This is a genomic window from Pontibacillus yanchengensis Y32 (assembly GCF_000770635.1).
Taxonomy (GTDB): domain Bacteria; phylum Bacillota; class Bacilli; order Bacillales; family BH030062; genus Pontibacillus; species Pontibacillus yanchengensis.
Genome location: NZ_AVBF01000010.1, coordinates 57,154 through 79,559, shown reverse-complemented (window position 1 = coordinate 79,559; position 22,406 = coordinate 57,154). Strand labels below are relative to the sequence as shown.

17 protein-coding genes are annotated in these 22,406 nt (G+C 37.5%); 14 read left to right on the top strand and 3 right to left on the bottom strand.

Features of this window, described 5'->3' with window-relative positions:
• Nucleotides 1–62 precede the first annotated feature (62 nt).
• On the bottom strand, nt 63–2,204 hold the full coding sequence (locus tag N782_RS05645; protein ID WP_036817244.1) for a methyl-accepting chemotaxis protein: 2,142 nt from the start codon (nt 2,202–2,204) through the stop codon (nt 63–65).
• Between the two features lie 370 nt (nt 2,205–2,574).
• On the opposite strand from N782_RS05645, the gene N782_RS05640 reads away from it, so the two are divergent.
• The 7 genes from N782_RS05640 (at nt 2,575) to murC (ending at nt 11,927) form a co-directional block, all read left to right on the top strand.
• Entirely contained in the window at nt 2,575–3,600 is a 1,026-nt protein-coding gene (locus N782_RS05640) for a PTS sugar transporter subunit IIC (protein ID WP_152600719.1), read from the top strand.
• Nucleotides 3,601–3,612: 12 nt separating this feature from the next.
• Entirely contained in the window at nt 3,613–3,933 is a 321-nt protein-coding gene (locus N782_RS05635) for a thioredoxin family protein (RefSeq protein WP_036817238.1), read from the top strand.
• Between the two features lie 451 nt (nt 3,934–4,384).
• A complete protein-coding gene (locus tag N782_RS05630; RefSeq protein ID WP_036817236.1) occupies nt 4,385–5,197 on the top strand; it encodes a DUF1444 domain-containing protein in 813 nt (270 codons plus the stop codon).
• Between the two features lie 22 nt (nt 5,198–5,219).
• Nucleotides 5,220–5,825 carry a YtpR family tRNA-binding protein gene (gene ytpR / locus N782_RS05625; protein WP_036817273.1) on the top strand — a complete coding sequence of 202 codons (606 nt, stop codon included), beginning with the start codon at nt 5,220–5,222 and terminating at the stop codon, nt 5,823–5,825.
• Nucleotides 5,826–6,134: 309 nt separating this feature from the next.
• Nucleotides 6,135–8,807, top strand: coding sequence for a DNA translocase FtsK (locus N782_RS05620; RefSeq protein WP_237582576.1), 2,673 nt, complete (start codon nt 6,135–6,137; stop codon nt 8,805–8,807).
• Between the two features lie 95 nt (nt 8,808–8,902).
• Nucleotides 8,903–10,018, top strand: a complete 1,116-nt coding sequence (locus N782_RS05615) for a nicotinate phosphoribosyltransferase (protein WP_036817230.1) — start codon at nt 8,903–8,905, stop codon at nt 10,016–10,018.
• A gap of 619 nt (nt 10,019–10,637) precedes the next feature.
• Nucleotides 10,638–11,927: a UDP-N-acetylmuramate--L-alanine ligase gene (murC, locus tag N782_RS05610; RefSeq protein ID WP_036817227.1), complete on the top strand. Its 1,290-nt coding sequence runs from the start codon at nt 10,638–10,640 to the stop codon at nt 11,925–11,927.
• 343 nt (nt 11,928–12,270) lie between these two features.
• On the opposite strand, the gene N782_RS05600 is transcribed toward murC, so the two are convergent.
• Nucleotides 12,271–13,392 carry an aminopeptidase gene (locus N782_RS05600; protein WP_036817221.1) on the bottom strand — a complete coding sequence of 374 codons (1,122 nt, stop codon included), beginning with the start codon at nt 13,390–13,392 and terminating at the stop codon, nt 12,271–12,273.
• Between the two features lie 251 nt (nt 13,393–13,643).
• Here N782_RS05600 and N782_RS05595 point away from each other — a divergent pair, with 251 nt between their 5' ends.
• The 3 genes from N782_RS05595 to ytxJ all read left to right on the top strand — a co-directional run bounded on the left by N782_RS05595 (nt 13,644) and on the right by ytxJ (nt 15,022).
• Complete coding sequence (locus tag N782_RS05595) at nt 13,644–14,078, top strand: DUF948 domain-containing protein (protein WP_036817218.1); 435 nt, start codon at nt 13,644–13,646, stop codon at nt 14,076–14,078.
• A 31-nt stretch (nt 14,079–14,109) separates the two neighbouring features.
• Nucleotides 14,110–14,598, top strand: a complete 489-nt coding sequence (locus tag N782_RS05590) for a YtxH domain-containing protein (RefSeq protein WP_052111193.1) — start codon at nt 14,110–14,112, stop codon at nt 14,596–14,598.
• A 97-nt stretch (nt 14,599–14,695) separates the two neighbouring features.
• A complete protein-coding gene (ytxJ, locus tag N782_RS05585; RefSeq protein WP_036817215.1) occupies nt 14,696–15,022 on the top strand; it encodes a bacillithiol system redox-active protein YtxJ in 327 nt (108 codons plus the stop codon).
• 920 nt (nt 15,023–15,942) lie between these two features.
• Here ytxJ and N782_RS05580 read toward each other — a convergent pair.
• Complete coding sequence (locus N782_RS05580) at nt 15,943–18,093, bottom strand: cell division protein FtsA (RefSeq protein WP_036817212.1); 2,151 nt, start codon at nt 18,091–18,093, stop codon at nt 15,943–15,945.
• 149 nt (nt 18,094–18,242) lie between these two features.
• Between N782_RS05580 and N782_RS05575 the strand changes: the two genes are divergently transcribed.
• The 4 genes from N782_RS05575 (at nt 18,243) to motS (ending at nt 22,340) form a co-directional block, all read left to right on the top strand.
• Nucleotides 18,243–19,298 (top strand): bifunctional 3-deoxy-7-phosphoheptulonate synthase/chorismate mutase, encoded by a 1,056-nt coding sequence (locus N782_RS05575; RefSeq protein WP_036817209.1) that lies wholly within the window; start codon nt 18,243–18,245, stop codon nt 19,296–19,298.
• A gap of 378 nt (nt 19,299–19,676) precedes the next feature.
• Nucleotides 19,677–20,675, top strand: a complete 999-nt coding sequence (gene ccpA, locus N782_RS05570) for a catabolite control protein A (RefSeq protein ID WP_036817206.1) — start codon at nt 19,677–19,679, stop codon at nt 20,673–20,675.
• Nucleotides 20,676–20,728: 53 nt separating this feature from the next.
• Nucleotides 20,729–21,553, top strand: a complete 825-nt coding sequence (gene motP, locus N782_RS05565) for a flagellar motor protein MotP (protein WP_036817202.1) — start codon at nt 20,729–20,731, stop codon at nt 21,551–21,553.
• Nucleotides 21,543–22,340 (top strand): flagellar motor protein MotS, encoded by a 798-nt coding sequence (gene motS / locus N782_RS05560; RefSeq protein ID WP_036817200.1) that lies wholly within the window; start codon nt 21,543–21,545, stop codon nt 22,338–22,340. Before motP ends, motS begins: the two co-directional genes overlap by 11 nt.
• The last annotated feature ends 66 nt before the right edge of the window (nt 22,341–22,406 follow it).

The window sequence follows — 22,406 nt, the reverse complement described above, 5'->3', positions numbered from 1 at the left end:
AAATATTTAATGAAAAGGAACGGATAACTCTCACTTTAGAGTTATCCGTTCCTTTTTGTAAGTCAATTATTGTCTTTTTGTTCTTTAGGTTCTGTGCTTTCATAGTCCTCTTCAGAAGTACTTGCAACCTTATCTGATGTCATTTCATGAGTCTCTTCTGCATAAGGAAGTTCATCATTATTCCTATCTTCTGTTAAGGATGTTTCTTGAAAATCTATATCTTTTCTTTCTCCTAAAGTAAATTGACTAACTTCACTATCTAGGTCTTGGGAGAGGTTTTGAAGCTCTAGTGCAGATTGGTTAACTTGTTCAATTGCTTGAGTTTGATTTTCTGAAGAAGCTGCAACCTCTTCAGATGTAGCAACAGATTCTTCGGAAATCACGCTAATCTCTTGCAACTTACTTTTTAGATCCTGGTTGAAACCACCAACATCTCCTAAAGCATGTTTGACGCCTTCAATTTTCGTGTTCATATTCGTAACTTTATTGGCTATACGGTTAAACGCTTCTTTTGTTTGGTCTACAGATTCAGATTGGTTTTCTTGAAAGGTTTGAAATTTTTCAGCTTCTTTTGATAAGGAGTTCATTTGCTCTGACATACCATTGACTAGGTTGTAAATCTCTTGTGCTTCTTGTTTAGAACGCTCAGCTAATTTACGTACTTCATCAGCTACGACGGCAAATCCTTTACCTGCTTCTCCAGCACGGGCAGATTCAATAGCAGCATTTAAGGCAAGTAAATTTGTGCTATCAGCAATTTCTTCAATAGTAGAGACAATTTGATTAATTTTTCTAGATTGTTCTGTGGCTTCTTGAACTTCGCTTGTCAAATGAGAGGAAAGCGTAATAAAAGAATCTGATGTTTGCTCAAGGCGACTCATTGTTTCTAATCCAGCTTTTCCATCTTCCTCAGCAGCATATAATGCATCCGTGATTTCTTGAGAAGATTGATTTGTTTTATTAATTGCTTCTGTAACCTGCTCAATTAAATGTGTGCTCTCTTCAATCTGACCTGCTTGATCTTGAGATCCTACAGCTACTTGATGTATTGCTGTACTGACTTCTTGCGCTTGAGCTGTTGTCTGTTCTGACACAGCAGCTAGGTTAGATGAAGAAGAGGATAGAACATTGGAAGCTTCAGACACTTTCAGTAGGGAATGTTGCATCTTTTCAGCCATTTGATTAAAAGTATGTGCAAGTTCTGCCATTTCATCTTTAGTATGTAATTCCACTCGGTAAGACAAGTCCCCGTTACCGATTACCTCAGCACCATCTCGTAATGTTTTAATAGATCGGCTGATGGACCTGATTAATAAAATTCCTGTAATTAACATGATAGCAATAGCAATAATACTGACTACAATAAGAATCGTATTCATGAGTTCTTGTGCAGAGGATTGTGCCTCCACTAATTCGGACTGAATTTGAGTTGAACTTGCCATCACCTCATCTACTTTTGTGTTTACAGTTGATGCTATTTTTGAAAATTCATCTGTAATGCCTTGCGCTTGTGCTTTGGTACTTGTTATTGATTTTAAGGTTTGTTCATATTTTAAAAATTGGGTGCTAATATTACTTAGGTCTTCTTCCGAAAGGTTCGTTGTCTCAGCCACATCCTGAAATGTAGAGGCAGCAGTTTGAAAGGATTGAAGGTCTTTCTCATTACCTGAATCTAAATAGGATTGTTCCGCCATTTTTAAATCGACAAACGCATTGCTAAGATCCGAGTTATTCCCTTTTTTCACTAAATCATAGAAAGATTGAGAGGAAGTTTCAATATTTTTATACATACCTTCCTCTTTGTTAAAACCAATGAGGCTATACATATTAATCAGGCCTGGTAGTTGCTCTTTATATTGTTGCGCGCTTTCTTTAATTTCTGTAAATGTACTAGCCACTTCAGGATATTCCTTGTTTGATGCTGCAAATGATGAAGCTTGATCAATCACTTTTTGAATCGAAGCTGTCATAGCTTGACCATTTTCCTCTGAAGGATTGTTGAAAAAGGCTAGTTCTTTATTCTTTGCTTGTGCCATAGCGTAATTCACTTGCTCACTTTGAGATTGCATTTTTTGTACTTGCTCTTGTTCATTGGCCATTTGTTGCTGTTCTTGAAAGAAATAAAATGAAAACCCGATAATAATCAGTAAACTTATTAATGATAATAGTAAGATGAGTCGAACTCTATTTCGTATGGATTTCAAGATGTAGCCCCCTTTTTACAAAATTATTTAAAAATTGCTAATTTATCTAAATATTATAGAACTAATAGGTTATAATTACAATTGGATTCAAGCATTTTCTAGGTGTTTAGACTTAATTGGATGAAATGTATAACCTATAAAGTGATGTTGCCACGTCCAGCTCCAGCGCCCAGCCACTAGCAAACTTCCAGCATCTCCTTACGATAAGTCAACATCGAACGCTTGCGCTTTTGTTCTTATTTCGGAATTTTTTAATTATTATGAATGCGTTATCATGAATTAATTGTTTTTAAAAAAACTTTACGTTAGGATAAAATCAAATTAGAAGCTTTACATACCTTATGATGGGAGGGGGATTATGAAAGGGAGAATAGGAGGGTTTATAGAGAAAAAAGGAGTTACTCTATCACCCAAAACATACTTCATTACTGCTCTAAGCTATATGGCTTTAGGTCTTTTTTCATCATTAATAATTGGACTAATTATTAAAACTGTAGGAGATGAACTAGGATTTACTCCTTTCGTGGAGATGGGTGAATTTGCAATGGACGCCAAAATTTGGGGCGGAGCCATTGGAGTAGCTATTGCATATGGGTTAAACGCACCCCCATTAGTCATATTTGCAGCATTATTTAGTGGTGCTTTTAGCGCTTCTGTTGGAGGAGGACCTGCGGGGAGTTACATAGCAGCTTTGCTTTCCATTGAGGTTGGAAAACTGATTAGCAAAGAAACTAAACTAGATATTTTATTAACACCATTTGTGACAATTGTGGTTGGTTATATTGTAGGTGTGACAATAAGTCCGCCTGTAAATGCATTTATGATTGGATTTGGTGATGTCATTATTTGGGCTACAGATCAGCGGCCATTTATTATGGGGATTATTGTTGCAGTATTAATGGGGTGGGCTTTAACAGCTCCTATCTCAAGTTTAGCAATTGCTATCATGATTGATTTAGATGGAATTGCAGCTGGGGCAGCTACCGTAGGATGTGCTGCTCAAATGATTGGATTTGCAGTGATGAGTTTTAGGGAGAATGGATTTGGAGGTTTACTGGCTCAAGGGGTAGGTACTTCCATGCTTCAAGTGGCCAATGTGGTTAAAAAACCTCTAGTTATCCTTCCACCTACTATTTCAGGAGCAATTCTAGCTCCTTTTGCCACCTTAGGATGGTTAGGTGTCCCAATGATTAATAACGCTTCAGGTTCAGGTATGGGGACAAGTGGTTTTGTGGGACAAATTATGACAATACAAGTAATGGGTTTTTCCTGGGAAATAATTATTTCAATACTTGTGTTGCACATTATTGGTCCTGCTATTCTCACTTTGATAGTATCGGAATGGTTCCGAAAGAAGCAATGGATTTTATATGGTGACTTGAAGATTGATTATTAAGGAGGAAACATCATGAGAACACTAAAATCAATAGAAGAATATCAACATATTATTCAAGAAGGAAAAAATGTATTGCTCTTTTCAGCAGACTGGTGTCCTGATTGTAGAGTAATCGAACATTTCTTACCTGAATTAGAAGAGACTTATAACGAGTATCAGTTTATATATGTCGATCGAGATGAATTCTTGGAGTTATGCGGTGATTTAGGTGTGTTTGGTATCCCGAGTTTTATTGCTTTTCAAAATGGAGATGAGATTGGACGGTTTGTAAGTAAGGACCGTAAATCAAAAGAACAAATTGAAGAATTTATGAATGGTCTTACGACTTCGTAATCTTTAACAATCGATAAGACTTCTTTGTAAGAGCCTGTGCCAAGCTCAGGTTCTTTTTATCGTTAAAAGGGTTGAGGTTCGTGGATAACCATGATTAAGTGATGTGGCCACGTCCAGCTCCAGCGCCCAGCGACTAGTATGCTTCCCTCGCCTCCGTACGATAAGTTAACATCGAATCACTACGTTCCTCGTGTTGCCTTTATCTCCTACGGAATCAGGGGAAGTTCTGGGTTGAAGGAGGTTCGATTAAACTCGCTGCATCATGCAGCAACATCGAACTGACCTACCTCCTGTAGGCCCGCCTCGTGCAGCAACATCGAACCAACCCACGTTGTGTGCGCCGCAGCATATACGTCGCTAGCAGGGCGCTTGCGCTTTTGTTCTGAGTGAGGATTCATGCTAAAATATAAAAAGCGATTGTCTCCTTCAATCCGTAAAGGAGGAAAATGAAATGAAGATGACAAGTATTAAGATGAAAAAACTTATAGAAGAACGTCTGAATAATCCTGAATGGCGTACTTCCTTTAATCGAGATAATAATGTGTTACGAATAGAATGGAAACATTCCAAGCAAGGGATTGAAATATCTTTACCAGGAGTAATTTCAAAGTATGAGCAAAAAGAGGACAAAGCCTTAGACGATCTAGAAGAGCACATAAAAGAAGCTCTTAAGATTATGAATGAAACTCAAACGCTTGTTGGGAAGGAAAAGAGTATATTTCCTGTCATTCGTGCTACATCTTTCCCAACGGAATCAAATGAAGGAAACACACTGGTCTATGATGAGCATACAGCTGAAACAAGAACGTACTATGCTCTTGATTTAGGTAAATCTTATCGTCTTATAGATGAGAAAATGCTTCAGGAAGAAGGGTTAGATCCTGAGCGACTTCGAGAGATAGCCAGATTTAATGTGCGTTCCTTACGAGCGGATATGAAACAAGATGATGTTGCAGGTAATACTTTTTATTTTGTATCTTCTAATGATGGCTATGACGCATCTAGAATTCTAAATGAAGCATTACTTGAGGAAATGAAAGCGAAAAGTGTAGGAGAGCTTGCCGTGGCAGTACCACATGGGGACGTATGTATCTTTGCGGACATTCAAAATGCAGAGGGCTATGATATTTTAGCTCAGATGACCATGAAGTTCTTTGCCGAAGGGCGAATTCCAATTACTTCGTTACCATTCCTTTATGATGATAAAACGTTAGAACCAATCTTTATTTTGGCCAAAAACAAACCGAAAGATAATGAAAATTAGGAGAAGAAGGGACGTTACAATGATGCAAGTTTATTATAACCGTGAAGGTTTGGGAGATGTATTAATCATTCCTTTGAAACAAGGGGAAGACCGTAATGAAGTTGAACACACTAAACATGGAGATGTTGTAAAAATAACTGATAAAGATGGAACAATACTAGGTTATAATGTATTTAGAGCATCTGAATATATGAACTTTGCAGAGAAAGGTGCTATCACCCTTACGGAAGAGTTTGTATCCTCCATTGAAAATCTATTTGAGCGAAATGGGCTACAAGATAGTCTTGATATCGATCTATCACCAAAGTTTGTTGTTGGTCTTGTTAGTGAAAAGACACAGCATGAAAATGCGGACAAGCTAAGTGTATGTAAGGTAGACGTCGGGAATGAGCAGCTCCAAATAGTCTGTGGTGCGCCTAATGTAGATGAAGGCCAAAAAGTTGTTGTAGCCAAGGTTGGAGCAGTAATGCCAAGTGGAATGGAAATTAAGGATACGGAATTACGTGGTGTCCCATCTAGTGGAATGATTTGTTCTGCAAAGGAATTAGGTTTGCCAAATGCACCGAAAGAGAAAGGTATTCTGGTGCTAGAAGATTCCTATGAAGTTGGACAGCCTTTTGAGCAATAATAAAGTAACATTACTATACTGAAGATGGATTGTCGTATGACCATCTACTAGAGGGGGTGTCAACATTTGAGGGCATCCCCTTTTTAATTAGTGTTAAGCGAAACCTATCGTGGGGAATCAAGACGTATGCGCTTTTTTAATTGAAATTAGTTGATTTATGCTTTAATTCCTATTTATTAGGATTATATCAATTAGATAAACTTACAGATTAGCCATTATTGCCCCTCCCCACTAGAGTATGAAACCTGTTAAAATAGAAATATTAAGACTAATTTTTAATAGAAAGAGTGAGAGCCGATGTGGGATCGGATGAAAAAATGGATACATCAAATGAGAGAGCAAGAGGAAGATTGGGACGAGCAGGAACAAAATCAGCCCTCCCCACAAACGCAACGTCAATCCCGAAATCAATCTAATAGTGATATAAAGACAAAAATGTATTATCAATACCCATCACAAGGATCGTTTAAATTTCCAATTATCCCTGATGAGCAGCAACGAAAGCAAAAAAATGATAGGCAAAATCAGACCAATTATAGTTCAGATCAAAAATCAGATGTGAGATCCAATAGCTATTCAAGTCAATATTCCAATAGTTATGACAGTACGAATAAAGAAAAGTACACATGGTCATCGAAAGAGGATAATAAGTATTCTTCTCAAAGTAAGAAAGAGGACATACAACCAAGTACGTTTACACCAAGCGAAGTTCCTTCACCTATTTATGGGTTTGGCAAGCGAGAAGGACAAATGATGGAGACAGATATCGATGAGGTGCCAGCATATTTTCGGAAGGCAAATAACCAACAAGAAGATCTAACTCAACCTGAATCTATCACATCTAATGTGAATCTGGATCATTCAGAGGTGTTTCAAGACCTTGATGAAACCGACAACTCTCCAGAAGTAGAAGACACGAATGATAATGTCGTTCCTTTATTTGAATCCTCACATACGGAGAAGGAGCATCAAGATGAAAATCAAAAGGACGAGCTTATGGAACATGAGCAAACAGAAGAAGAAACGCATGAATCTTTTGTTTCTTTAAATGATACAAATAGCGATGATGATGAGGATCTCGAAAATAGTGTAGAAGATGACAGAAGTTATGGTTCAATTGCTCTCACCTTAGACTCAGCTCTTGAAAAAGATGAAGAAGAAGATGATGAAATAGCTACCGTTATGGATGAAGAAGAGACGGAAGATAACATAATCCCACAAGATGAATCCGAAAGTCAAGATACGCAACTAGAGACTTCAAGTGAAATGCAGGAAAAGGATTTAGCTTCTGAACCTGAAGAATCTGAAGCACTTCACACAGAAAGTCAACTTCAGGAATCTGTTTCAAATGAACAAGGAAATGAGACAATCGAAAAAACAGAAGCTACAGTGGAACCAGCACCAAAGAAACATAAGCGACCATTCAATGTCATCATGACACCAAGGGACAAACGAAATCGGGATCGACAGCAATCCGCTGAAAAAGAAAGAAACATAAAGAACGATGAACAAGCTTCTACCCTTGAAGATAGTATTGAAAAGGAACAAAAGGAACAAACATTAGATGCAACTCCACCAATGCATTTATTAAATGATTCCCCAAAAAAAAACGAAAATGATCAAGAGTGGATTGAACAACAAAAAGAATTATTAGAAACGACTTTACGTCACTTTCATGTTAAAGCTAAAGTTGTTAATGCCATGAAAGGACCTGCAGTAACAAGGTTTGAAGTACAACCAGAACCTGGTGTGAAAGTAAGCAAAATAACGAACTTAAGCGATGACATTAAATTGAACATGGCTGCAAAGGATATACGTATGGAAGCACCTATACCAGGCAAGAATGCAATTGGTATTGAAGTGCCTAACCCAGAATCTCAGGCTGTCGCTTTACAAGAAATTTTAGAAAGTCCTGCTTTCGTAAATCATGATTCACCATTATCTGTTGGTCTTGGTTTGGATATAAGCGGTACACCTGTTGTTACAGACCTACGTAAAATGCCGCATGGGTTAATTGCAGGGGCTACAGGTTCAGGAAAGAGTGTATGTATCAATACGATTTTACTTAGCCTGCTCTACAAATCTCATCATGAAGATGTTAAGTTCCTTTTAATAGACCCTAAAATGGTGGAGCTTGCTCCTTATAATGATTTGCCACATTTGGTTGCGCCTGTTATTACGAATATTAAAGCAGCTACTTCAGCGTTAAAATGGGCCGTTAAAGAAATGGAATCTCGTTATGAAAAATTTGTAGCTGAAGGAGTTAGAGATATTGATCGATATAATGATAAGGTGAAAGCAAAAGGACGACCAGAAGATAAAATGTCTTATCTTGTCATTGTTATTGATGAATTAGCCGATTTAATGATGATGTCACCTCAAGACGTAGAAGATGCGATATGTCGTATCGCACAAAAAGCAAGAGCATGTGGAATGCATTTATTACTTGCTACTCAACGTCCTTCAGTCGATGTCATCACTGGACTTATTAAAGCCAATATCCCAACCCGTACTGCGTTTAGCGTATCTTCACAAATTGATTCTCGAACAATTTTAGATTCAGGCGGGGCTGAGAAATTACTCGGCAAAGGTGATATGCTATTCTTAGAAAATGGTTCAGGAAAGACTCGTCGAGTTCAAGGTGCATTTGTTTCAGACGAAGAGATTGAGCGAGTTACCAATTATGTTAAGAAAATCGCTTCTCCTCAATATGAATTTGAACAAGAAGAATTAATTCAACAAATGGACTTCGAAGAAAGTGAAGATGATTTATTTGAAGAAGCAGTAGAATATGTGATCGAGCAAAATGGAGCAAGTGCTTCACTGATTCAAAGAAGGTTTAAAGTAGGATATAATCGTGCGGCTCGTTTAATTGATACAATGGAAGAAAAGGGCATTATATCTGAAGCAAAGGGTAGTAAACCGAGAGATGTATTTATGAATTGGGCTAGTTTTGAAGAAATGCGCCAGAATAATGAGTAGAAATTCACGCATTTAACTTGTCGAATTCCAGATAATTTTATACTATAAGAAATTAGTAAAACTATGAGGAAACTCGATAAGGAGTTATCGTAAAAATGAAAGAAATCGAAATGAAGATGAAGGGTGAAATTAAGCGATTAACAAACCAAACCTTTAAGTTTGATCAGCGAATAGAAGAAGGATGGTTCTCAGCTGTTTACTTTTTAAAAACGAAAGAAATTGTGGAAGAGACACTACCAGATAACTACGTAACAATGCAATTTTTTCAAAAAGAAGAAGCAGTACTTTGTGGGTCGGATGAAGCAATTGCTCTCATTCATACATTTGCAGAACATCCAGAAGAATTAGAAGTTCATTCACTTAAAGATGGAGATCGCATACGCCCTTTTGAAACTGTACTTACTATTTCAGGACCTTATCAGTATTTCGGCTATCTGGAGGGAATCATTGATGGGATTTTATCTCGTCGCACCTCAGTTTCTACTAATGTATATAACGTTGTAAAAGCTGCTCGTACTTCAGGTAAACAAAAGCCGATAATTTTTATGGGAGATCGTGATGATCATTACACCCAACAAGCTGGTGATGGATATGCAGCTTATATTGGAGGATCAACTGCTCAGGCAACCCACGCAATGAACGAATGGTGGGGGAAAGAAGGGATGGGGACAATGCCACATGCTCTCATCCAAATGTTCCAAGGGGACGTTGTAGCAGCTTCAAAAGCATATCACAAACAATACCCTAACGATGATCTAACTGCATTGGTTGACTACAATAACGATGTTATTACAGATTCATTAAAAGTAGCCAGAGAGTTTGGTGACGAGTTAAAAGGTGTTCGTGTTGATACGTCTAGAACGCTGGTAGATAAATACTTTCTTCGCAATCAGCACTTAATGGGAACCTTTGATCCTCGGGGAGTGAACTCTCAACTAATTTTTGCATTACGAAAAGCCTTAGATGCAGAAGGTTATAATCATGTAAAAATTGTTGTTAGTGGTGGATTTACTGAAGATCGCATTAGAGAATTTGAAGAGCAAAAAGTCCCTGTTGATATGTATGGTGTGGGAAGCAGTCTTCTAAAAATCAACACATCTTTTACAGGCGATAATGTGCTGTTAAATGGAATGTCCGAAGCTAAAGAGGGCAGGCGATATCGACCAAACCCACGTTTGGAGAGAGTAGAATATATTCCACAAAAAGGTTGACAAAATTTGTCAACCTTTTTGTTGTATAGAGGTGTACTCGTTTTCGTGTTTCCTTTATCTCATATGGATTCAAGGGAAGTTCGATTAAATGAGGTTCGATTAAGGTCGCTGCATCGTGCAGCAACATCGAACTGACCTACATCCTGTACGCCCACGTCACGTAGCAACATCGAACCAACCTATGTCGTGTGTGCCGCAGCATATACGTCGCTAGCAGGGCGCTTGCGCTTTTATTCAATATTAACTTTCACAAAATCAAATTAGCTATTATTGCTATATGAAACCAAAGCCTCAAGGGTATTCTTTATCATTGAGAAAATCTCGGATATCATTTATCCTTATACAAGGACGATTGCTTTTAAAAAATAGTAGTGTCATTCTACATTAAACAATTTTTACTTCTTTCTAAAGTATAGAAAGTAAAGTTTAATAGGAAATAACCTTTAACTTAGCCTAAATATAATCTTTTAAAGAGTTAATGGCTATGCGTTCACTCCCATACAAGGGTTTGCTATAATGGACAAGTAGATAAGAGACAGGAAAGTTTAGGCGCAAGTTGAACTTGAATACATATACTATGATATAGAAATGACTGTATATTTGTGGAGGTTCTAACGATATGACAATTTACCATTTTGTTGGTATAAAAGGTACGGGAATGAGTGCGTTAGCCCAAATACTGCATGATGCAGGTGAACGCGTTCAAGGGTCTGATGTAGAAAAACGTTTTTTTACTCAGGAAGCATTAGAAGATAAAGGAATAAAGATTCTCCCTTTTTCAAAAGAGAACGTAAATGGAGATTTAACTGTAATTGCTGGTAATGCATTTGGTGATGACCATGAAGAGATTAAAGCAGCTCAAGAGTTAGGATTACCGTTTTATCGCTATCATGAGTTTTTAGGAGAATGGTTAAAGCAGTATACTAGTATTGCGGTAACAGGTGCTCACGGAAAGACTTCAACAACTGGCTTATTGGCTCACGTTTTGAGTACTGTTAGGCCTAGTTCCTATTTAATTGGCGATGGTACTGGAAAAGGCCATGAAGATGGGAAGTATTTTGTATTTGAAGCATGCGAATACAGAAGACACTTCCTTGCTTATGAACCAGATTATGCTATCATGACAAACATTGACTTTGATCATCCTGACTATTTCACAAGTATTGATGACGTTGTAAACGCATTCCAGGAAATGGCATCGCAAGTTCAAAAAGGAATTATCGCTTGTGGTGACGATGAGTTATTGCAACAAATTCAAGCTAAAGTTCCTGTTGTGTACTACGGATTCAACGATGGCAATGATTTTCAAGTGCAAAATGTAGTTGAAGATGAAACAGGTACAACGTTTGATGTATTTGTCCGCAATACGTTCTATGATGAGTTTCACATCCCGACATATGGAAGTCATAATGTGTTAAATGCATTAGGGGTAATAGCTCTGTGCCATTATGAGCAGATTCCATCAGATGAAATTAAGCACATTGGTACATTTAAAGGTGTTAAACGACGTTTTACAGAGAAGCATTTCAACGACCAAATTTTAATTGACGATTATGCTCACCATCCAAAAGAAATTGAAGCAACTATTGAATCCGCAAAGAAAAAGTATCCAAACAAGCAAATTGTAGCTATCTTTCAACCTCATACGTTTACTAGAACTCGTATGTTTCTACAGGAATTTGCGGATAGCTTGCAAGATGCTGATGTAGTTTATTTATGTGATATCTTCGGTTCAGCACGTGAGGAATCTGGCAAGCTATCAATAAATGATTTACAAAGTAAAATTGATGGAGCTTATCTATTGGATATAAATGAAACAGTAGCTCTTCAGCAATATCAAGACAGTGTTCTTATATTCATGGGTGCAGGAGATATCCAAAAGTTTCAAGAAGCATATGAAGCATTATAAATATAGGAAGAACAAAAGCGCGGGGCGCCCGGTTAGCGACGTACAAACTGCGGCCCACAGGATGTGGGTTGGTTCGATGTTGCTGCACGATGCAGCGAACTTAATCGAACTTCCTCTTAATCCTTTTGAGATAAAGGAAACACGAAGAGCGGTAGCGATTCGATGTTGACTTATCGTAAGGAGGGGCAGGAAGTTTGCTAGTCGCTGGGCGCTGGAGCTGGACGTGGCCGCATCACTTTTTTAGTTACACTCAAGCATTGAATTTTACAAATTCCAATAAGAAGAGAAAGGAGCAACTCTATTAAGAGGGTTGCTCCTTTTATATACTCAGAATCATTATGGGTTAACCATTTTTCAAATGCTCAGGATTTAGTTTTTCTAAATCTGGTGTAACAAAGCGTCCATTTTTACGTATGAGGACGTTGTCAAAGTAAATTTCTCCACCACCATATTCAGGTCGCTGGATAGATACCATATCCCAGTGAATAGCTGAATGATTTCCATTTGGAGCGGTTTCATAACTTTGCCCTGGTGTGAAGTGGAAGCTACCATCTATTTTTTCATCAAATAGAATATCTTTCATTGGGTGTTGAATATAAGGATTTAAACCAATCGCGAATTCACCAATATATCGCGCACCTTCATCTGTGTTAAAAATCTCATTGATTCGTTCGGTGTCATTTGCAGAAGCCTCTACAATTTTGCCATTTTTAAAGGTAAGTTCAACATCTTCGAATGTGTAACCATTATAAGGAGAAGGTGTGTTATAACGAAGTGTCCCATTCACAGAGTCTCTTACAGGTGCTGTATAAACTTCCCCATCTGGTATGTTTAGATGACCTGCACATTTCACAACAGGAATATCTTTAATAGAGAAGGAAAGGTCAGTATTAGGTCCTTTAATATGAACCCGGTCTGTTTTCTCCATCCGATCTACTAATGCATCCATAGCATTACTCATATTTTCATAATCAAGAGTACACACATTGAAATAGAAGTCCTCAAATGATTCTGTACTCATATTAGCTAGCTGAGCCATGGAGTCATTTGGATAACGTAGGACGCACCACTTCGTATGAGGTACTCGCCAATCCCTATGAACTCTTTGACCTACAATTTGGTTATATTGTTTCATATTTTCAGATGGCACATCAGCTAACTCAGAAATATTGTCTCCAGATCGAATTGCTATATATGCATCCATTTGTTTCATTAATGATGCTTCATGCTCTGCCCAGATATGTAATTGTTCTTCATTTGCCTGATGCAAAAGAGAACGGAAGACCTTTGGATCTTTTAAAGAAACAAGCGGAGAAGCATCTGCATTATATGCTTCTTCTACAAGTGCTGATACTAGTTCCTGTTGCAATCCTGTGTTTTCAATAAGAAGTTTTTCACCCTTTTGCAAGCTCACCGAGTAATGTACAATTTGTTTTGCTAATTGCTGTATTCGAGGGTCACGCATACAAATATCCTCCTTTACCATACTAATCATTATGATACAGAAAAAGAAATAAAAACTAAAGCATTAGCACATTCTCATGGTGTTTGAACCTCTTATAATTTTTTGTAGAAAAACTTATAAATAGAAGGAGATTGCTTAAAAAGGTCGAATAATAAAAGTTAAGGAATTATTGTTTTTAATGTTTTGTTTCACAGGGATATGGGAAAAAACTAAATATGGGTAATACATATAGAAGGAGTTGAGCAGGGGGAATGATTATATTATTATACATTGCTGCATTAATATTTGCCCTAGCGTTTACAGTACTGGTGGTTTACTTAGCAAAAACTCTTAAAGCCGCTCAACGAACGTTGGATAATGTAGCAACAACCCTAGGTGGGTTGGAGCAACAAATGCAAGGGATAAGTGAGGAAACGACTTCTCTCTTACACAAGACAAATTATCTTGCGGAAGATATAAGTGAAAAAACACAAAAGGTAAATAGTCTTGTTGATGGAGTGAAAGGAATTGGAGATTCTTTAAATGATTTCAACCAATCCTTACGTTCCATATCATCTAACTTAAGGAATTCAGCAGAACACAATACAGATAATGCCGCTCAAGCCATGAAATGGGGTCAAGTCGGTATTAATCTTTATAAAAAGTGGCAAAAAGAGAAGCCTGCTTCAAATTCTAGTAACAATTAATTTAGATAGAATATTCTAAGGAGGAATACAAATGAGTAACCAAAATCAAAATCAAAACCAGAACCAAAATCAGAATCAGAACCAAAATCAAGTGGATAACATTAACAGTAAAGATTTCTTAATTGGCTCCCTAATTGGTAGTATGATTGGGGCTTCAATGGCTTTACTATTTGCTCCTAAATCAGGAAAAGAAGTACGTGAAGACTTAAACCAAGGTGCTAGTTATGTTCGTGAACGTGCTGGAGAATGGAAAGATGTAGCATATGAAAAAGGAAACGAAATTGGTTCACGTGCTAAGGAATCTTCTTCTCAGCTAAGTAAAAATGTTTCTGTAAAATCTCAAGAGTTTGGTGAAAAAGTTCGTAACAAAGTAGAAGGTTTCAGAAGCACGAATGATGAGGCGGAAGAGGCTGCTGAAGAAGTAGCGCAGGCTATTGAAGAAGCTGCTGAAGAATTAGAAAGACAACAGGAGCAAGAGCAAGATCAAGAAACAACTACTTCTTCTACAACAAATTACTAAGTGAATAATTTTGGGAAAAGTTGTTGGTATGCTACATTAATACCAACAACTTTTTTTGGTTACCAAAAAGTTGCCTACCTAGAAGGAGGAAAAAAACATGGCTATTCAAAATATAGAACAACAAGATTCATTTGAAGAAGTGCTTGAGAAGCACGATAAATTTCTATTATTAAAGCATAGTCTCACTTGCCCAATAAGTGCGGATGCGGAGAAAACATTTGAACGTTATGATGAAGAGACAGATACTCCTCTTTATATCTTACCAATACAACAGGCTAGAGAATTATCAAATTATATCGCAGAAGAGTTCGGAGTTAAACATCAATCCCCACAAGCTTTACTATTTGACCAGAAACAAGTAAAGTGGGATGCTTCCCATTGGAACATCACGACTGATGCATTGAAAAAGGTAGATAAAGATTAGAGAAGTAGAAATGTAATACTACAGAATCAACGCACGAGAGTCTCTTAATAGAGCTCCCGTGCGTTCTTTTTGTGTTTTCTTCTGATTTATTATGTTCGGAATGTACGAAACTATAGAATATTTGAAGTTAAGGAAGAAAAGTATGGATTCCTTATAAGAGGCATAATCTTGAAGACTTGGATTCGAGATATAATTTGAGTTTCTGAGTAATTAACTGGCATAAAAAGAGGAATGTTTCCTTGGCTTTAAATAGGAATAAAGGTGGCTGTGGAACAACTCGCGTCCTGCCGGCGAGCTGGCAAGCCTCCTCAAGCCCAAAACTGGGGCTTTCCGGGGTCTTGCCTACCTCTTTCTCCGGCGGGAGTCTCCTTGTTCCACGGCCACCTTTGCTATTGTTGGGAGGAACGGAAACATAGCCAGGTTTTAGTGGTAGAGGTAACTGCATCTTCAGAATAATGATTTACACATTAGTAAGTTCTAGTATAACAATTGGTTTAAACAAAATTGTGATAGCAAGAAAGTTATATAGAATAAAATTTTATCTGTGCTTAATAAATGAGCAAAGAGGTTTTTTACTGAAAATAAGGATTTATACATCTATACTAGAGAGGTACTACATTTGACCGGGGGGTCCGATAGCCCTTATTTGGCAGGGGGTGAAGGGGGGACTGCGAGACTCCCGCGGGAGAAAGAGGTTGGTGAGACCCCGGAGGGAGCGAAGCGAGTGAGAAGGCTCACCAGCTCGCCCGCAGGAAAGCGAGTTGTTCCACCGTAACCCCCCATTCCTTTTTATGCATCGGACCCAATACTTTTTAGATTATCTCGAAGCCAAGTCTTCAAGATAATGGGGCTAAAATAGAATAACTATCTATATAAAAAGAGCTGGGGTTTATTAATATCCCAGCTCTGTCTATTAATTACTAATTGGTTTGTGAAGGATACCAGTGTAGTTCAAGTTCATCTCCATATGTGAGAGGATCAAAAAAAGTAGCTTCTTCGCCATTTCTTAGTATCTTAAAGTTATGACCTTTGGTATTGTTAAGATCAATATCTACATATCTGAAAATATCCTGATAAATAAATGGCTGAGCAACTACCTCTTCAGAAGTTAATACGTCATCAGGAAATACCATGTCATTGAGACTCAATGGCTCTCCACTTCTCCTCAAGGTTACTAATGGTTTGTGAAGGTTGATCATGGTTCCGTTAAATGTAACGTTAATCTCATAATGTGGGTCAAGGTTTAAATCCTTCATGACTTCCTCTACGGTAAGAGACGATACGGATGTTGTTGTGATATGGTCCCCATCCTCTATTTTCGATTCAGGTTGCTGAGTTATTCCGTTATTTCTAAGCTCTTGAAGTGAGTGAGATAATTCATGTTCAATGTGATTAATGGATACCTTGAAAGACTTAAGCATTGATAGGATCTTAGTCTGATTTATGGCATAGAAGAAATCACGAATAGTTTTTACATAGTGATAATCAATGGAATCATGGTCCTGAACCTCATAATCCAATGGTGTTTGAACATGATTAACTTGTATATTGGGAGATATGTTATATGGAATATCGTTCCAATGTATTTGAATAGATGGAAGGTCACCAATTAAATCTCGTAAGGTGTAGTGTGGAGATTGTCCATCTATCCCACGTACAACTAATAATTCATCACCATGTTGGATTGGATCTTGTAGGGAACATGTTTGTTTATTCAATTGTAATGTTGGTGTACTTCCATGTTCACCTGGTAAGGTTATGTCCTTTCCATTCAAACGGACTATATAAGCCATACCTGGACGACCGTAAAGTGTATTCATTTCAATGCCTGCTGCAAGTAAGCAATCTCCTACTGTTAATGTTTTTAAATCAAACATACGCACCGTGCGATTATTTACTTGAACAGTAATGTATTGAACTGGGCTTTGTTTGGAAGCAATTGCAATGCCAATTGGCGTAACAAAGGCAGGGCCCTCTGGCAAGTTAGCAGTTTTCTCTAGTTTAGGTATTGCATCGATCCCTCTTATAGCCACTCTGTTTTCTGGAAGTCCTAATTGTTTGGACAGAAGCTTTGGTAATTCTGGAGTAAGACTACCACCCCCAATAAGCATGACGGCTTTAGGTGCTTTAGAATTAAGAGAGATTATCTCTTCACGAATAGACTCACTAAGTTTAGTAATAGCTGGCTCTATTGAACCCACCATTTCCTCATAAGGAACCTCTGTTTCCATTCCTAGAATATCAGTAGTTGTTACATAGTCTTGTGTAGTAAGCTCTCTTTTAGCTTGTTCTGCTAGAGGGAAGTCTAGTAAATATTCATCACTAATAGCTTCTGTCATCTCATCACCTGCAACAGGTACCATTCCATAGGCTGTAACCGTACCTTGTTCTGTTATGGCAATATCGCTTGTGCCTGCACCAATATCGACAAGAGCAACGTTTAATCTTCTCATGGACTCTGGAATAAGCACATTGATAGCAGCAATTGGCTCAAGGGTTAGTGCTTCCATTTCTAGATCAGCTCGTTGTAATGCAGAAAGGAGGGATTCTACTACGACTTTTGGTAAAAAGGTAGCAATAATCTCAACCGATGCTTGATTACCTTGCTGGTCAACTAAGGAGCCAATCTCTTCCTCGTCTAAGTAATAATGAAGCACAGAGTAACCAACACAATAATAATGGATGCTGTTGCTGGCATCCTCTTCTCTCGCAAGTTCATACTGAGCTTGTTGAACAGCGCTTAATTCCATATGTGTGATATCATCTTGATTCATAAACGGATAACTCTGTATATTTGTATTAATATAAGTTCTTTTTGTTTTCAATGCTCGTCCGGCAGCTGCAACACATACTTTATGTAAAGGCCCATGAACAGCTTCTAACTCTTCTTTTATTGATTGAATAACGGTCGAAACAGACAATATATCGTGTATTTGTCCATCTACCATTGACCGTTCCTCATGTTCTTTCGTTATAATATCAATTACATGATAAGAGTTTAATGACTCTTCTATAATGATTCCAACAACTGATCTTGTTCCTATATCAAGTGCAAAAATACGCTCTTTCACACATACTCGATCCCTTCTGTCTTAAATTCTTATCATTTTTCTCAAAATCACTTGGTGACAAGTCAAATAAAGTTAGCTATAATGATGTCTAATTATTAAGAATTTATCATACTTTCTTAGTTCTATAAACAATATTGGAGGCGAGAGAATTGAGTAATGAAGAATTAGATAAGCTTAGACAAGATTTAGACGAGGTTAACCTAGAATTGTTAAAATTAATTAACAAAAGAGCTCAGCTAGTACAAGATATTGGTGGTATTAAACAACAACAAGGCATGAACCGCTTTGACCCTGTACGTGAGAGAGATATGCTCGATTCAATCACCCAAAATAATGATGGTCCATTTGAAAATTCCACAATTCAACACATCTTTAAAGAACTATTTAAAGCAGGACTAGAATTACAGGAAGATGATCATCGTAAAGCATTACTCGTGTCACGTAAGAAAAAACCTGAAGATACGGTTATTACGATTAAAGGTGAAACCATTGGTGATGGAAACCCTCATTTCATTATGGGTCCTTGTGCAGTGGAAAGCTACGATCAAGTAGCACAAGTAGCAGAGGCTGTGAAAGGAGAAGGCCTTAAATTACTAAGAGGTGGAGCATTTAAGCCTAGATCTTCACCGTACGATTTCCAAGGTTTAGGACTTGAAGGGTTAAAGATTTTAAAGCAAGTAGCTGATGAATATGATTTAGCAGTAATTAGTGAAATCGTAAATCCAGCTGATATTGAAACAGCAGTCGATTATGTAGATGTGATTCAAATCGGAGCTCGTAACATGCAAAACTTTGAGTTATTGAAAGCGGCGGGACGAGTAAATAAACCAGTCCTATTAAAACGAGGCATGTCTGCAACCATTTCTGAGTTTATCAATGCAGCAGAGTATATTATTTCTCAAGGTAACGAAAATATTATTCTATGTGAACGCGGAATTCGTACGTACGAAAAGGCAACAAGAAATACGTTAGATATTTCTTCTGTACCAATCTTAAAACAAGAAACACACTTGCCTGTATTTGTAGACGTAACCCATTCAACAGGACGTCGTGATTTGTTACTTCCTACTGCTAAGGCAGCTATGGCTGTCGGAGCAGATGGTGTCATGGCTGAAGTACACCCAGATCCTGCGGTTGCTCTATCTGATTCAGCGCAACAAATGGACATTGAGACGTTCAAGAAATTCATCAACGAGTTAAGATAGTTTAATCTTGATTTATAGAAGTAAATAGCCTATATTTAAGGATAGTACAGCAAGACAACCTCATTCATTGTAGTTGTCTTGCTTCCTTTATGTAGGATGAATGTATATACGCCAACGTCTTGTTGGCGTTTTCTTTTTCTTTTTAGATATCTGTACTTTATCATGGACACCGAGAATGATAGCGACTTTTGCTAATGTAGCTAAGGTCGAACTTTTTTAATGTTCTTTTATGAAAAAATCCTTTTCATAAAATGTTTTTTCTTATCTAAAGGAAGAAAACGTCGAGGATTGCGGATTCATACATAGTATCGTATGATTATTTACAGATATAATAAGGAAAACTGTTCTAATGAGACGAATTATGAGGAGGTTAATAAGATGAACGTAACAATATATGATGTGGCACGAGAAGCCAATGTTTCAATGGCCACAGTCTCTCGTGTAGTTAATGGGAACCCTAATGTTAAGCCAGCAACACGTAAAAAGGTATTGGATGCAATTGAACGACTAGGCTATCGACCAAATGCCGTTGCAAGGGGCTTAGCTAGTAAGAAAACGACTACAGTCGGAGTTATTATTCCGGATATATCCAGTATATTTTTCGCTGAGTTAGCAAGAGGTATTGAGGATATTGCCACAATGTATAACTATAATATAATTCTAAGCAACTCAGACCAGAATAAAGAAAAAGAAATTCATTTAATTAACTCCATGCTTGGTAAACAAGTAGATGGATTAGTATTCATGGGTGGAAAAATAACTGAAGACCATATTAGAGAATTTCAAAATGCATCTGTTCCTGTTGTGCTAGCAGCTACAGTAGATGAAACCAATACCGTTCCTTCAGTGAATATCAATTATGAAGAAGCAGCATATGAAGCAACAAAAACATTGTTCGATCACGGCAATGAACATGTAGCGTTTGTTGCAGGGCCAATTGAAACGAATATCAGTGACCAAAAGTATAGTGGTTATGTGAAGGCTCTAAAAGATAGCGGAAAATCATACACAGATGCCTACACAATTCGTGGAGATTACACATATGACAGTGGTATTGAAGCACTAGAGCAATTAATGGAAATGGAAGAACCTCCAACAGGTATTTTTGTAGCCTCAGATGAAATGGCTTTAGGAGTCATTCATGGGGCACAAGACCGTGGTATGAAGGTACCTGAAGATATTGAAGTATTTGGCTTCGATAACACTCGCTTAGCGACAATGGTACGCCCAACATTATCAACTGTAGTACAACCTATGTACGATATTGGAGCAGTATCTATGCGGTTATTAACGAAGTATATGAATAATGAAGAAGTAACGGATCAAAACGTTATTCTTCCACATCGAAATATAAAAAGAAACTCAACAAAATCATAATAGTGCCGATATTAATAGTAGATCTTCATGGTTGATTATTAGGGAGAGAGACGATGAAAAGAAATGATTTGTTAACTCCAATCGGTATTTTTATTGGTATTACTATGATTATGTTTGGAATATTCTCTAGTGGAGGTTTTACTGGAGTTGTTTCCTTTGTGCAAATTTCTTCAATTGTAATTGTACTTGGAGGTCTAGCTGCGGCTATTTTAATTAACTTTAATTTAGAGGAGATTAAGCTTACAGGCAAGGTGCTTAAAGAAGCATTCAATCGCGATGAGCAAAATCTTAGAGAATTAATTGACCTATTTGTACGGTTATCTGAAAGAGCTAGAAGAGAAGGGCTATTAGCTTTAGAGACGGAATTAGATGAAGTAGAAGACCCATTTATTAAAAAAGGAATTCTACTTGCAGTTGATGGCATAGAACCTGAAGTCATAAATGATATTATGAATGCAGAAATATCAGCCATTGAAGAACGACACCGTCGTGGTAGAGCTATTATTGAAAAAGCAGCTGAATATGCACCTGCATGGGGAATGATTGGTACGTTGATTGGGTTAGTCCTTATGCTTAAAAATTTAGAAGATCCCACTACACTCGGACCGAATATGGCGATTGCACTATTAACCACATTCTACGGTACAGTGTTAGCAAATCTTGTTTTTCAACCTATGGCAGGAAAGCTAATTAACAAAACGGATCAAGAGTTATTCATGAAGCAAGTTACGATAGAAGGTGTCATCGGTGTTCAATCCGGCCAAAACCCAAAAATCCTCGAAGAAAAGCTAAGTGCATTCTTGTCTGATAAGGAAAAGCAAGCACAACCTGAAGAAGAGGAAGAGGGTTATATGGAGGAAACGGCTAATGAAGCTTAGAAGAACCACTAGACGTGAAGATAAAGGCGCACCGAAATGGATGGTTACCTTTTCTGATATGATGACATTAATTCTAGTGTTTTTCATTTTATTATTCTCCATGTCACAAATAGATCGAGTCAAATTTGAAGCAGTAGCGGAGTCATTTAATAATCGAGCAATGTTTGATTTTTATCCATCAATTGTTGAATTTGAAAATCCTTCTAGTAACAAGGAAAATGAAAATCAAGAAATTAAGAAAGATGGAGCGGCTACTGAAGAGAGTGGCAAAGAAGAAAATAAGGATACGAACGAAGAACCTAATTCGTTAAATGATCTTGTTAAAGAAGTAGAAAGCTTCTTAAAGGAAAACGAGTTAAATAACGTGATCTCTGCAAACCGTACGGATCGTGGTGTAGTCCTTACTTTACAGGAACAAGTTCTATTTGAGTCAGCTAAAGCTGATATTATTGACGATGGAAAACCCTTTTTAGAAAAGGTTAGTAAGTTATTAACCAATATTCCTAACCATGTAAAAGTCGAAGGCCATACAGATGATCGACCTATATCAACGTTTCGATATCCTTCTAATTGGGAATTATCTGCAGCACGCGCAAGTAGTGTCATTCGATACTTAACCCAAGTTGAGCAACTTGATACAAATCGTTTCTCTGCGGTGGGATATGGTGCTACACGGCCTGTAGCAGCTAACAATTCACCAGATAATTGGGAAAAGAATAGACGTGTTGAAGTTGTTATATTAGATCCAAATTACGATGAAAATCAAAATAGCACATCAGCACCATAGCCTTTTCTTACATAAAATCCTAATACCTCTATAGAGGTATTAGGATTTTTTTTAGGTGAGGAACAT